Here is a 12,329-nt window from a genome sequence, read left to right as displayed (position 1 = left end):
ACATGATCACCTGTCGGCTCATCCTGCCCCAGCGGCGGGCGAAGGAGAAGGACCCGGAGCGGAGGACCATGACACGTGCGGAGCAGGCCGAGGCCGGAACGGCGGAAGGGGCGCCGGACGGCGCGCCGCGGCAGGTGTCGCAGCTGCGGCAGCTGGCCGCGGCGTCGGTCGGCAACGCCGTGGAATGGTACGACTGGTACGCGTACTCCTTCCTGGCCGTCTACATCGCCGACCGGGTCTTCCCCCAGGACACCGGCAACCCGCTGGTGCCGCTGCTGTCCACCTTCGCGGTGTTCGCGGTGGGCTTCTTCATGCGGCCGGTCGGCGGGCTGCTGATGGGCGCGGTCGCCGACCGCCGGGGCCGCCGGGCCGCGCTGACCCTGACGATCCTGCTGATGGGCGGCGGCAGTCTGCTCGTCGCCGTCATCCCCACCTACGCGGCCGCCGGCGTGCTCGCGCCGATCGTGCTGGTCGTGGCCCGGCTGGTGCAGGGGCTCTCCGTGGGCGGCGAGTTCGCCGCCTCCACGACCTTCCTCGTCGAGTCGGCCGGACCCGGCCGGCGCGGGTTGTTCTCCAGCTTCCAGTACGTCTCCACCACCGCAGGGCAGCTCCTGGCGTCCGGCACCGCCGCCCTGCTGGCGGGCGTACTGACCGACGGCCAGATGGGACAGTGGGGCTGGCGCCTGGTGTTCCTGATCGGCGCGGTGTTCAGCCTGCTCGGCCTGTGGATCCGCAGCGGGGCGCGCGAGACGCGCAGCGAGGAGCAGCAGGCCGCCGCCCGCCCCGGCATCTTCGAGGCGCTGCGCCGCTACCCGCGCCAGTCGCTGCTGATCTGCGGCATCACCGCCGGCGGCACCCTCGCGTACTACACCTGGACCACCTACCTGCCCACGTACGCGCAGGTCAACGCAGGTTTCGACAAGAGCGAGGCGCTCACCGCCGGCACCCTGTCGCTGCTGTTCTTCGCCCTGCTCCAGCCGCTCGGCGGCCTGCTCTCGGACCGCGTCGGCCGCAAGCCGCTGCTGCTCGGCTTCGCACTGGGCTTCGCGGTGCTCGCCGTACCGCTGCTGCACCTGGTGACCGACGCGTTCTGGTCGCTGCTGCTCGTGCAGTGCGCGGGCATGGTGCTGCTGACCGGGTACACCGCGGTCGCCGCCGCCGTGAACGCCGAGGTCTTCCCGGCCCGGGTACGGGCCGCGGGCATCGGCTTCCCGTACTCGCTGACCGTGGCGCTCTTCGGCGGCACCGCGCCGTACGTGGGCACCTGGTTCAAGCAGGCCGGGAACGCGGATCTCTTTCCCTGGTACGTGTCCGCCCTCTGCCTGGTCTCCTTCGTCGTGTACCTGACCCTGCCGGAGACCGCCAAGCAGAAGCTGGACACCTGAGAGGGCCGTGCGTGCGGGCCATCCGCGGTCCGTACGCACACCGCGGACGGCCCGCACACCGCGTGTACCGGGCATGTCACATCGCGCGCGTCAGGCGGCGTGCGTCACTTGCGGGCGACGATCGCCGCGTTGGCGCCGGGCGCCTCGAACGGCACCTTGCGTACCTCCGAGAATCCGGCGTCGGCCAGCCAGGAGCCGTACTCCGCCGCCGTGTAGTTACGCCCGCCCTCGGTCTCGACCAGCATGTTCAGGCTCATCAGGGCGGCCGGGGCGGGCCCGGTCAGATCGTCGTCGACCATCAGCTCGCTGATCACCAGCGTGCCGCCGGGCGGCAGCGCCGCACAGCACTTGTCCAGCAGCATGCGGTTGGTGGCCTCGTCCCAGTCGTGCAGGATCATCGACAGGACGATGATGTCGTGCCCGCCGGGCAGCTCCGGCTCGGCGAGGAAGTCGCCGGGGTGGGTGCCGATCCGGTCGTCCAGCCCGGCCTCGGCGACGTTGCGTTCCGCGACCGGACACACCTTCGGCAGGTCGTAGACCGTGGCCTTCAGCCCCGGGTGCCGCCGGCACAGCTCGATGGCGTACGCGCCGGAGCCGCCGCCCACGTCCAGCAGCCGCGCCCCGGCGGTCAGGTCCACGACCTCACCGAGCCGCTGCGCGGTCCACGACGACAGCGCGTGCATCGCCTCCCAGAAGACGGACAGCAGACCCGGGTCCTCGGTGTCGAACAGATGCGGCTGCTTGTCGGGGTCCCAGGTGGTGGGCCGGTTGGTGCGGACGGCCTCGCCGAGTCGGCCCCAGCCGGGATACAGCCGCTGGTCCAGCATCCGCAGCCAGCCGCTGAAGTGGTACGGGCGGCCCGGCACCAGATAGGCGTCGGTCAGCGCCGAGTTGACGAAGCGGCCGTCCCTCCGGCGCTCCAGCAGGTCCAGCGCCGCGCAGCCGGTCAGCAGCATCCCCGCCGGCCGCACACCGATCTCCAGCTCCTCGGCGCACTCCTCGACCGTGCCGCCGCCCAGCCGGTCGAGCACCCCGAACAGGCCCAGCTCGTCGGCGGTGGCCAGCGTCTTGAACGCCCAGAACCCGGTGGCTAACTGCATCAGCGGCAGCGGGGACGCAGTCGGCGCGACGGGGTGCGGGGATGCCATGGAATGCCTCCAGCAAGCGATACGGGGGTGATAGGTGATATGGGGACGTACGGGGATCGCACGGAAGTTCACGGACGCGAACATACGTCCGTGTCCGTGATCACTACCACCGCCGGGAGGCTGTCACACACGGAAAAAGGGCACCGAAGGCGGTGCCCGGGAAGCGGAGCGAACGGCGCCGTTCCGCCCTGGCGCGGGCGGGACGGCACTGTTCCGGTACTGGACGGACCGGACGGGGCGGGGCGGCGCGTCAGGGGGAGTGGCCGTGGCCGGCGCCCGACTCGACGGTGCCGCCCAGGCTGCCCCGCAGCGGCAGCAGCGCGTTCCGGGAAGGTCCGGTGACCGACCAGCGGGTGCCGACGAGATAGCTGCCCCCGTACGCCTGGGCCTCGGTGAGCCAGGCGCGCTTCTTGGCGTCGCTGCTGAAGGTCAGGATACGGAAGACACCGGCGCGGGTGGTGCAGCCGCCTTCCCGCAGCTCCTGGGCTTCGATGATGATGTCGGCGCGGCAGCCGAGGGCGGCGGCGATGTGTGCCATGGAGGCGGGCGGGCCGGCCGGGGAGGTGTGCCCCGTGTGCCGGGCGGGCGGGGGAGCCGGGGCGGGGGCGCTGTTCGCGTAGCCCGCCACGACGATCGCACAGGACAGGCCGCCCGCCGCCAGGAGAGGGAGCGCGGGGCCGGACGGGAACCTCATGGGAATCCGTTCCTTTCGGCGGCAGTCGCGTCAGCGGCAGTCGCGGCCGGAATTGATGCAGTCCACGGCCGTACGCATCAGCCGCTGCGGCATCAGGTTGATGAAGTCACCGTGATCCGTCACCGGGTTGTGCAACTGGTCGGGAAAGCTGTCCACCGCGTACAGCGTGTTCGGCGGAATGGCGTAGGTCAGCCGCTGCACCAGCCGGGGAACGGGCCGGAATCCGCTGCGGCACTGCCCGTTCCGGCCCGGAAACACCACGTGCGTACGGTGATTGGCGCTGTCGACGGTGCGCCCGTCCCAGCAGCTGGGAAACGCCAGTGACCGTACGACACTGCTGCCCCGGGGACAGACCGGGTACTTGTTCCTGAGCTGCCGGTCCTCGAAACCGGTGCAGCTCCACGAGGCGTTGGCGTCGGCCGGGCCGTTCGTCAGCGCTTTCGCGTCACCGGTGAGAATGCGCAGGAAAGGCGGCATGGCGGTGACCTTTTCCGTCGCGCTCCCGTCGAAGGTCAGCGAGACTTCGGCGGGCCGTACGATCGTGCCCACATTGCCGTCCCGGCCGCCGCCAGGCGCATTCGCGTCCCTTTCCCGCCCGTTGTCCCGCAGCCGCAGCACCGGCCAGTAATAGGTGGACCTGTCGCCGTTGCCGCACGTCGTGCCGGCCGTGGCCAGTTCGTCGTCGGAGGAGAACGCGTCCGTCGCCAGATTTCCGACGTAGTCGTGCAGGTGGTGGGCGCCGTTGCTGACGCCCGGCGCCACGATCAGGTTGTCCGGGTTGCGGTGACCGTTCTCGTTGCGCCCGCATTCCGAGCGGAAGGAACCGCCCCGCCCGCCCCGGTCTCCGCCGCCTCCGGTGTCCGGCCGTACGGTGGTGATGTCGACGAAGTCGTTGCGGAACGGGCCGTTGTCCGCGCTGTTCCCGTCCCGCGCGCCCCGCGGAGCGCTCTGCGCGGCGGCGGTCTTCCCGGTCGTCCGGCACGCGCTCAGCCGGTCGAGGGCGCCGGGCTGCCCGCCGGCCCGGCGCAGCGCCTCCGCGATGCGCCCGATGGTGGCGCCGCGGTCCCGCTCCAGCTCGTCCAGCACGCGCTCCTGCGCGCCCGGGGCGGCCGCCCAGCGCTGGAACGCCCTGGCGACCTGGCCCTCCAACTGCCCGAGGTTCCGGTTCACCTCGGGCGCCGCCTGCGCCGGAAGGCTGCGCAGCCGCCGGCCCACGTCCGGACAGCTGATCGTCCGCCCGGCCACCGAAGCCCCGTCCCCGGCCGCTCCCGTTCCGCCTGCTCCGGTGCCCGCCGGCGCCTGGGCGGCGATCACCGCCGTGCCTCCGCAGGCCGCCAGCGCCGTGACGATCAGCGCTCCGCTCCGCTTCGACAGACGTGTCCTCTTGTGCGGACGCACCGTCCGCGCCGATATCCGCTGCCGTCGTTTCATACCATCACTTCCCTTCTGTTCACGTCATTCGGCTTCACTTCGCGGGTGGCGGCGCCACCGTAGCCGTGCCGGACCCGCCGGATACCGGTCCGCCGTCGAGTGCCCCGAAGTCGACCAGTCCGGTCTGTTCCAGGGCCGTGATGTGATCGAGGACGACGGAATTGGCCCGGGTGGCCAGGTCCCGGATCACCGCATTACGGGTGTTCGCCCTCACTTGGGCGACGAGGGAGAACACCTTTCCGTGCGCGCGGCGCGCCAGGTTCACGAAGAGCCGCTCGTACGTATCGCCTTCGGCCGCGTCGAGTTGTGCGATCCAGCCCCGCTGCTCGGGAGTCGGCTGCCCGGGGAGCGGGACGGCCAGCGCGCGGGCCGCGTCGGCGGCCCGCCGATTGAGATCGGTGTGCCCCTCCGTCAAATGCCGGCCGGCGTGCCGCACGGCCTGCCGCTTGCCGCGTTGCAGTGCCTGACGGCCGGCGGGAAGTTCCCACAGTCCGGCCTGCCGTACCTTTCCGACGAATTCCCGGTCGAGCGGTGTCAGCGGGCCCGACGGTGTGTTCCACACCCCGAGCCCGTCGTCCTGTGCGGCGGGAGCCGAACTGCCCGCGGCGCTGCCGCTGCTCGCGAACAATTGCACCGGCAGCAGAATGGCCACGGCCGTAAGGGAAAGTCCCGCGACGACCAGCCCGGTGCCCACCGAGAACCGCGGCCGTACACCGCCGGTCACCGAACGCCGCCGTCCGACACTTCGCACCATGCCCTCCTTCTCCGGGTGACGGGAAAAGGACGCTAATGCGGAGCCGGGCCGCCTCCGCCGTGTTGGCGCCAACCCGACAAAGAACGGCCACGGCGCTCTCGCTTTGCTAGGGTGCCGGGCCGCGCCGGACGGCGCCGGGATGCCGACCCGTACCCCTTTACGCCCTCACGGCCGGTGAAGCCCACGACGACACACCGGTCGTTGTCGGGCAATCGGGTGATTTGATGCCTTGAGCGTCACCAACGGCAGCACAGCGTCAATACCTTCAGCAAACACAGCAACGCTGCCGGTCAGCCGCGGCCGACCGCAGCCGTACATGAAGGAGACGTCCCCATGTCCGCACCGCGCCGCCTGCTGACCACGGCCTGTGTGACCGCGCTCGCCCTCACCGCGCCACTCGGTGGCGGTCTCTCCGCGGCCGCCACCCCGGAAGGCCCGCGCCCGGTGCCCGCACCTCAGGGGGACCTCACCCGGGTAGGCACGGGCAGCGGTGCGTTCTGCCTGGCACCGGAAGCCGGCCGCGCGCTCGCCATGGCACATGTACGGCTGAACGCCGTCCGCCCGGCCCGGCTGACCGGCACCCATGAGCGGCGGTGCGTCACCGTGCCGATCACCGGCGGTACGTTCGACCGCAGCCTGTCCAAGGGCGAACTGCGCTTCGACGGAGGCTTCGAGTTCACCCGCGGCGGCCGCTACCTGCGGGTCAACCACCTGAAGGCGGACTTCGCCACCGGCCGGATCTCCGGGGACGTCCGGGGCGCCCGGCCCGCCCGGGCGGCGTTCCTGGCGTTCACCCTGGACCGGAAGAACGTCCGGGTCTCCTCCGGCAAGGTCACGGCACGCATCACCTTCACCCTGACCAGCCAGGGCGCCGCCTCCTTCAAGAGCGCCTTCGGCACCACCCCGGTCAAGGCGGGCGACCGGCTCTTCGAGGGCACCGGCACAGCCGACGTCCACCTGCCCCACCCGCCCAACGCCCTCCGCCCGGCCCGGACGACGCTCGACGTGCAGCAGTGACGGAAGGGGGCTGCTGATCACCGGGCGGGCCCCGCGCCTGTGAGTGGCGCGCACGGCCCGCCTCGGGCCGGTGCGTGCCGTGGGGCCCGGTGCCCGGATCAGAGGTCCGAATCAGATGTCCGGATCAGTGCGGCCCCGGTCGTGGCCCCGGACTGGTCCGGCGGCAGTACGGCGCAGCTACGGGTCCCCGCCACCCGGGTGCGGCAGAATCCCCGTATGCGTGTTGTGATCTTGAGCGGTGGAGAGAGTTCGGAACGAGATGTCTCCCTGGCCTCGGGCTGGTCGGTCGCCCGGGCCCTGCTGGAACGCGGACACGAGGTGACGCTGGTCGACCCGGCGGCCGCGGATCCGGTCCTGGCCGGGCCGCTGCGTCCCGGGGACACGGTCGGGGGAGCCGCGGTCGGCAAGGAGCCGCCGTCGCGCGCGGAGCGCCACCGGCTGCGGTCGCGCCTGCACGCCGCCCTGACCGGCGGCCCGGTCCTGGAACTGCTGCGCGGCGCCGACCTGGTGTTCCTGGCCCTGCACGGTGGTTGGGGCGAGGACGGGCACGTACAGGCCGTGCTGGAGATGGCGGGCGTACCGTTCACCGGCGCGGACAGCGCGACCTGCGCGGCGGCGTGGCACAAGGGGCGGACGCAGGCGGTGCTGGGCGCGGCGGGGCTGCGGGTGGCCGAGCGGGCGCTGTGGCGTCCCGCGGCGACCGACGTGCCGCCGGACGTCGAGCGGCTGGTGACGGCCGGACCGGTGGTGGCCAAGCCGGTCGCGGACGGTTCGAGTGTGTCGGTCCACCGCGTCGACTCGCTGTCGCAGCTGGTACAGATCGCCGCCGAGCTGCGCTCCGAGGAGGTGGAACTGATGGTGGAACCGTTCCTGCCCGGGCGGGAGTTCACCGTGGCCGTGGTCGGCGACCAGGTGCTCCCCGTGATCGAGATCGAGCTGACGACGCCGGTGTTCGACTACACGGCCAAGTACCAGCCCGGGGCGGCCGTCGAGGTCTGCCCGGCGCGCGTCCCGGACGCCCTGGCGTCCCGGCTCCAGGAGTCGGCCCTGCGGGCGCACCGGGCCCTGGGCTTCGGCAGCGGTACGTACTCGCGTGCCGACTTCCGCTGCGACGCGGCCGGCGAGCCGATGTGCCTCGAAGTGAACGCGCTCCCCGGCCTGACGGCGACGAGCCTGGTGCCGCTCGCGGCCACCGGAGCCGGCTGGACCTACCCCGACCTGATCCAGCGCATCGTGGACCTCGCGACGCGCTGATCCGGTGGCCCGCCGGGCACCGTGCGTGCCGGGCGCCGTGCCCGCCGAGCCGGTGCCCCGCCGGGCCGACGCCGCATCCGGGTCAGGCGGCTGCGCGCCGAAGATGCAGATGGCCGTCGAGCGGGTAGAGCGGCGGCGATGCCGGCAGGATCCGGTCGAACGCGTAGCCGCACTTCTCCGCGACCCGGCAGGACGCCACGTTGTCCGCCTGGTGCAGCAGTTCGAGGCACTCCAGGCCATCGGCCCGGAACGTGTCGAAGGACCAGGCGGTGAGGGCCTCAAGGGCCCGGGGTGCCACACCTCGTCCCCGGGCCCATGCCGCGGTCCAGTAGCCGACCTCGGCGACGGGCTTGCCGGGCACGGCGTTCTTGAGCACCACATTGCCCGCCAGCCGCGGTGGCGCATCGGGGGCCGCTTCCAGTACGGCGAAAGCGAGCCGGTCGCCCGCGGCCCAGCCCTGCCGCTCGACCTCGATCCAGCGCAGCCCGTCGGCCTCGCTCTCCATCGGAGCGCTTGCCCAGCGGCGCAGTTGCGGATCCCGGTACGCCTCGATCAGCGCGGCGACGTCGTTCTCGGTCCAGGGGCGCAGGGTGAGAGCGGGGGCGGCCGGCGTCGCGGCGGCCCTGAGTAAGACGGTGGTATGCACCGGCTGATCATAGGCGGTAGTGCTCACGTTCGGGACGGACAGGACCGCACGGGCGAGAACGGCACGGACGAGGACCGCACGGGCGAGAACCGCACGGATGAGGACCGCTGACGTTACGGTTCAGCGCCTCCCCGTACGTACCGCCGCGGGTCTCCCCGTACGTACCGCTCCGGCACCCGCCCGCCAGGTCGTCGCCACGGGGGAAGCGGCGAGGCCGCGAGGGTGTGAGAACGTGAGGACGTAGGCGTACCGGGGCGATGCACGGCGCCGTTGCGGAGCTCCTCGCCCGCCCTTCACCACCGCCGCCGAGGGCCGAGATGACCGAAGCGCTTCTGACCGGACTGCTCGCCGGTTACGGCATCGCCATGCCGGTCGGCGCCATGTCGGTGCTCATCGTCACGCTGTCCGCGCAGGTCTCGTGGCGCCACGGTACGGCGGCCGCACTCGGGGTGGCCACTGCCGACGGGCTGTACGCGCTCGTCGCCGTCGTCGGCGGGGCGGCGTTCGCGGGGGTGATCGCCGCAGTCGCCCGGCCTCTGCGACTCGTCAGCGCTGCCGTGCTCGTACTCATCGCCCTGCGCGGCCTGGTGACCGCTGTACGCGCTCACCAGGCCCCGGCGGACCGGCCGTCGGCCTCCGGCGCGCCGCTGTCACGTACGTACACCAGCATGGTCGGCCTGACGCTTCTCAACCCGGTCACCATCGTCTACTTCGGCGCCCTGGTCGTCGGCCGCCAGGCTGCTGCCTCCACGACCGCCGCCAGTGCGGTCTTCGTGGCCGCCGCCTTCGCCGCCTCGGTGAGCTGGCAGGTCCTGCTGGCCTCGGGCGGCGCCCTGCTCGGCCGCCTGCTCACCGGTGACCGGGGCCGGCTGGCCATGGCCGTCCTCGGCAACAGCGTGATCTTGCTGCTCGCTGTACGTCTCGCCTGGACGGCCATGGCCTGAAGGAGCCGCCGGGACGGCCTACTTGACGCAGGTTTCGTCGGCCGACGGCAGTTTTCCGGTGGCCAGGTACCGGTTGACCTTGGCGTCCACGCAGGCGTTGCCGTACTCACCGTAGAGGGCGTGGCGGTTGGCGCCCTTGAGCGTGAGGAGCTTGGAGCTCGGCAGCAGCTCGTGCAGCGCCACACTGCTCCGGTACGTGGTGCGCGGGTCTCCGGTGGCCGCCACGATCAGCGCCGGGGCGTCGTGCCGTACCTGGGTGGGCTTTTCGCGCGGCCGGTCCCAGAAGGCGCACGGGCTGATGTTGTCGGCCATCGCGCCGAGCAGCGGATGCTCGGCGCGGCCGCGCTGGATGTCCCGCCAGTAGACCTCCGGGTCGCGCGGAGCGGGCTTGTCCCCGCAGAGGATCGCGGCCTGTGCGCCACTGGCCGGCCCGCCGGTCTGGAGGAACCGCAGTACGCCGGTGAACTCCGGTGACAGCCGGGTCGGTTGACCGGCCGCGGCCTTGACGAGGACGGTGAGCTGTTCGGCGAGCCCGGCCCGCGCCCGGTCGGTGTCGTCGGCGATGCCCGCGAAGAGCAGGAAGGGAAGCTGCGTGTCGTCGATACGGTAGCGTTCCGGCGCGGTGCCGATGGTCAGCGGCTGCCGCGCGGACGCTTCGAGTACCCGGCCGATGGTGGCGAGCACCTGGGCGCGCGTGCGGCCGAGGTGGTACGTGGAGTCGCGGCGGGCCGCCCAGTCGGCCCAGGCGGCGAGGGCCTGGTCGTTCTCCTTGATGGCGTATTGCAGCTGCCGGGGAGTGTAGTCGTCGGGGGCGAGCGCCCCGTCCAGCACCACCCGGTCGTAGCGGCCGGGGAACATCTGGGTGTAGACGGTGCCCAGGTAGGTGCCGTACGAGTAGCCCAGGTAGGAGATCTTCCGTTCGCCGAGCGCGCCTCGGATGACGTCCATGTCGCGGGCCGTGTTGCGGGTGCTGATGTGCGGCAGCACCGTCGGTGCGGCGGCCCGGCACTTGTCGGCCAGGCTCTTCTGGAAGGCGACCTGACGCTCGAAGCTCGCGCGGCTCAGTCCGGCCGAGAGGAAGTGGGTGCCCACCGGCCAGCCGCAGTTCAGCGGAGTGCTGCGGCCGACGAAGCGCGGGTCGAAGCCGATGATGTCGTAGCGCGGCCCGGCCTTCTTCATCGCTTTGCGGATGTCCGGAGGGGACTCGACGGCGGTGCCGCCGGGTCCGCCGTTGTTGAGCAGGATCGCGCCGATGCGGTGGCGGGTGTCGGTGGCCTTGAGCCGGGAGACGGCGATGGTGATCGTACGGCCCTGAGGGACGGTGTAGTCGAGCGGTACGGTCACGTCCGCGCACTGCACGCCGGCCCGGTCCAGGTCGCGGCCCGCCGCGTCGTCGGGGCCCTTGGCGCAGCTGCCCCAGGTGAGGTGCTGCTGGTAGTAGCGGCTGAGGCCGGGGGCGGGGCGGGGGCCGGCCTGGCGATCGGCCGCACCTGTCGCGGCTGTCGCGGCGTCGCGGTCCCCGGCGGGGGCCGGGGCGGCGGCATGGGCCAGCCCGGGGGAGGCGGTGAGGCAGGCCGCCAGGGCCAAACCGGCTGCCGCGGCGCGGCGCACGGCAGGGCGGGAGACGGCCTCCGAGCCTGCCGCGGACACCGACTTGGTGGTGGTCACCGGGCCGGTCATGAGGCCTCCTTGAGCTGCTGTTCACCGGTGGGAGCGCAGAAGGCGGTCTCCGCGGTCGCCCGGTAGGCGGATTCGGCCTGTTCGGTGCTCGGCACCGCCGTCAGGGCAAGCGCGACGCTCCGGCCGCCGGGGCCGACAGCGCCCAGCGCGCGGTGCCCGCCGGGCACCGTCCCGCCGTGACCCCACCACCAGCCGCCGCACTCCAGCGGCGAGGCGATCAGCCCCAGTCCGTACCGGGCGCCGGGCCACAGCCGGTCCGGGTCGGCGGGCACGGTGCGCTTCATCTCGGCGAGCCAGCGCGCGGGCAGCAGCTTTCCGCCGAACAGGCCACGGAAGAACCGGTTCACGTCGGCGGGTGTGGAGACCAACGCGCCGCCGACGCCGCCGAAGGTCATGTTCCACTCGGTGCCGTCGGCCAGTGGCGCGTCCGGGTCGTCGGTGGCGGAGAAGTAACTGCGTGAGTGCGCACCACGGATGCGCGTACTGTCACCGGGCCAGTAGGTGTCGCGCAGGCCGAGCGGGCGCAGAATCCGGCGGGACACTTCCGCCTCGGCGCCGCGCCCGGTGATCTTCTCGACGACGAGGCCCGCGAGGAGGTAGTTGGTGGTCGAGTAGTGCCACTTCTTCTCGGGAGGCGGCATCTTCAGCGCGGTGGCGATCAGTTCGCGGGGTTCGAAGTGGCGGAACCGCCACTGGTCCAACGGCAGTTGGACGAGTGCCGTGGTGTAGTCGGGAAGGCCGCTGGTGTGCTGGAGCAGCTGCCGTACGGTGATCCTGCGGCCGTCGTAGCCGTGGCCGTTGCCGCCGCGGATCAGTCCGGGCAGGTAGCGCTCGACCGGCGCGTCCAGCTCGATGCGGCCCTCCGCGGCGAGCTGCAGGACGACCGTCGCGGTGAACGTCTTGGTCACGCTGCCGATCCTGAACCGGTCCTCGGCACGCATCGGGCGCCCGGTCTTCCGGTCGGCCACACCACGAGCGGCGTCCCACCGGCCGCAGCGCGGGTCGGTCACTCCGGCGGCGACGCCCGGTATCCCGTGCCGGGTGACGAGTGTGTCCAGGGAGGCGGCGAGCGAGCTGCGCGCTGCCGCGCAGGCGTCGGACCCGGACGGGCGTCCGGCGGTGCCCGCCGCGCCCGCGCCCGTCCCGGCCGCCTCCGCGACCGGCGCGACGAGGGCCAGTACGACCGACGCCGTCGCCAACACCGCCGCACACCGGCCCGGTCGGCGTGTCCCGGTGGATGGTCTCTTCGTAAGGTTCTGTGTGTGTCTCACGCCGACAGACGCTAGAGCCACAGCCGTCCGGACACACTGCGGAATTCCCCCGAGCAATGGTGTACCCAACCCCCCCCTGATTCCGGCCGGAAAGCGCTGCGTCGG

General features: G+C 72.4%; 11 protein-coding genes. 4 read left to right on the top strand and 7 right to left on the bottom strand.

The genetic code is table 11. The features are described 5' to 3' along the window. The first annotated feature begins 68 nt into the window (after positions 1 to 68). Positions 69 to 1,385 carry an MFS transporter gene (locus tag OEIGOIKO_RS03935; RefSeq protein ID WP_170251549.1) on the top strand — a complete coding sequence of 439 codons (1,317 nt, stop codon included), beginning with the start codon at positions 69 to 71 and terminating at the stop codon, positions 1,383 to 1,385. Between the two features lie 104 nt (positions 1,386 to 1,489). Here OEIGOIKO_RS03935 and OEIGOIKO_RS03930 read toward each other — a convergent pair whose 3' ends face one another. The 4 genes from OEIGOIKO_RS03930 to OEIGOIKO_RS03915 form a co-directional block, all read right to left on the bottom strand. Beyond that, on the bottom strand, positions 1,490 to 2,533 hold the full coding sequence (locus tag OEIGOIKO_RS03930) for a methyltransferase (RefSeq protein ID WP_125051870.1): 1,044 nt from the start codon (positions 2,531 to 2,533) through the stop codon (positions 1,490 to 1,492). A 250-nt stretch (positions 2,534 to 2,783) separates the two neighbouring features. After that, complete coding sequence (locus OEIGOIKO_RS03925; protein ID WP_125051868.1) at positions 2,784 to 3,227, bottom strand: hypothetical protein; 444 nt, start codon at positions 3,225 to 3,227, stop codon at positions 2,784 to 2,786. A 30-nt stretch (positions 3,228 to 3,257) separates the two neighbouring features. Then, positions 3,258 to 4,658, bottom strand: coding sequence for a DUF1996 domain-containing protein (locus tag OEIGOIKO_RS03920; RefSeq protein WP_125051866.1), 1,401 nt, complete (start codon positions 4,656 to 4,658; stop codon positions 3,258 to 3,260). Between the two features lie 34 nt (positions 4,659 to 4,692). Next, positions 4,693 to 5,412: a DUF4142 domain-containing protein gene (locus tag OEIGOIKO_RS03915; RefSeq protein ID WP_246177186.1), complete on the bottom strand. Its 720-nt coding sequence runs from the start codon at positions 5,410 to 5,412 to the stop codon at positions 4,693 to 4,695. A gap of 333 nt (positions 5,413 to 5,745) precedes the next feature. Between OEIGOIKO_RS03915 and OEIGOIKO_RS03910 the strand changes: the two genes are divergently transcribed. Both OEIGOIKO_RS03910 and OEIGOIKO_RS03905 read left to right on the top strand, forming a co-directional pair. After that, positions 5,746 to 6,429, top strand: a complete 684-nt coding sequence (locus tag OEIGOIKO_RS03910) for a hypothetical protein (RefSeq protein ID WP_125051864.1) — start codon at positions 5,746 to 5,748, stop codon at positions 6,427 to 6,429. A 216-nt stretch (positions 6,430 to 6,645) separates the two neighbouring features. After that, positions 6,646 to 7,683 carry a D-alanine--D-alanine ligase family protein gene (locus tag OEIGOIKO_RS03905; RefSeq protein ID WP_125051862.1) on the top strand — a complete coding sequence of 346 codons (1,038 nt, stop codon included), beginning with the start codon at positions 6,646 to 6,648 and terminating at the stop codon, positions 7,681 to 7,683. Positions 7,684 to 7,765: 82 nt separating this feature from the next. Here the strand turns inward: OEIGOIKO_RS03905 and OEIGOIKO_RS03900 are convergent, their stop codons facing one another. Beyond that, positions 7,766 to 8,329, bottom strand: a complete 564-nt coding sequence (locus OEIGOIKO_RS03900; RefSeq protein WP_125051860.1) for a GNAT family N-acetyltransferase — start codon at positions 8,327 to 8,329, stop codon at positions 7,766 to 7,768. Positions 8,330 to 8,646: 317 nt separating this feature from the next. Here OEIGOIKO_RS03900 and OEIGOIKO_RS03895 point away from each other — a divergent pair, with 317 nt between their 5' ends. Beyond that, positions 8,647 to 9,273, top strand: coding sequence for a LysE family transporter (locus OEIGOIKO_RS03895; RefSeq protein ID WP_125051857.1), 627 nt, complete (start codon positions 8,647 to 8,649; stop codon positions 9,271 to 9,273). Positions 9,274 to 9,291: 18 nt separating this feature from the next. Here the strand turns inward: OEIGOIKO_RS03895 and OEIGOIKO_RS03890 are convergent, their stop codons facing one another. After that, positions 9,292 to 10,953 (bottom strand): alpha/beta hydrolase, encoded by a 1,662-nt coding sequence (locus OEIGOIKO_RS03890; protein WP_125051855.1) that lies wholly within the window; start codon positions 10,951 to 10,953, stop codon positions 9,292 to 9,294. After that, positions 10,950 to 12,155: a serine hydrolase domain-containing protein gene (locus OEIGOIKO_RS03885; RefSeq protein ID WP_281288327.1), complete on the bottom strand. Its 1,206-nt coding sequence runs from the start codon at positions 12,153 to 12,155 to the stop codon at positions 10,950 to 10,952. Before OEIGOIKO_RS03885 ends, OEIGOIKO_RS03890 begins: the two co-directional genes overlap by 4 nt. Positions 12,156 to 12,329: the final 174 nt, after the last annotated feature.

The sequence above is a fragment of the Streptomyces paromomycinus genome, assembly GCF_003865155.1.
GTDB lineage: Bacteria > Actinomycetota > Actinomycetes > Streptomycetales > Streptomycetaceae > Streptomyces > Streptomyces chrestomyceticus.
This window is presented reverse-complemented; position numbering and strand designations above follow the sequence as displayed.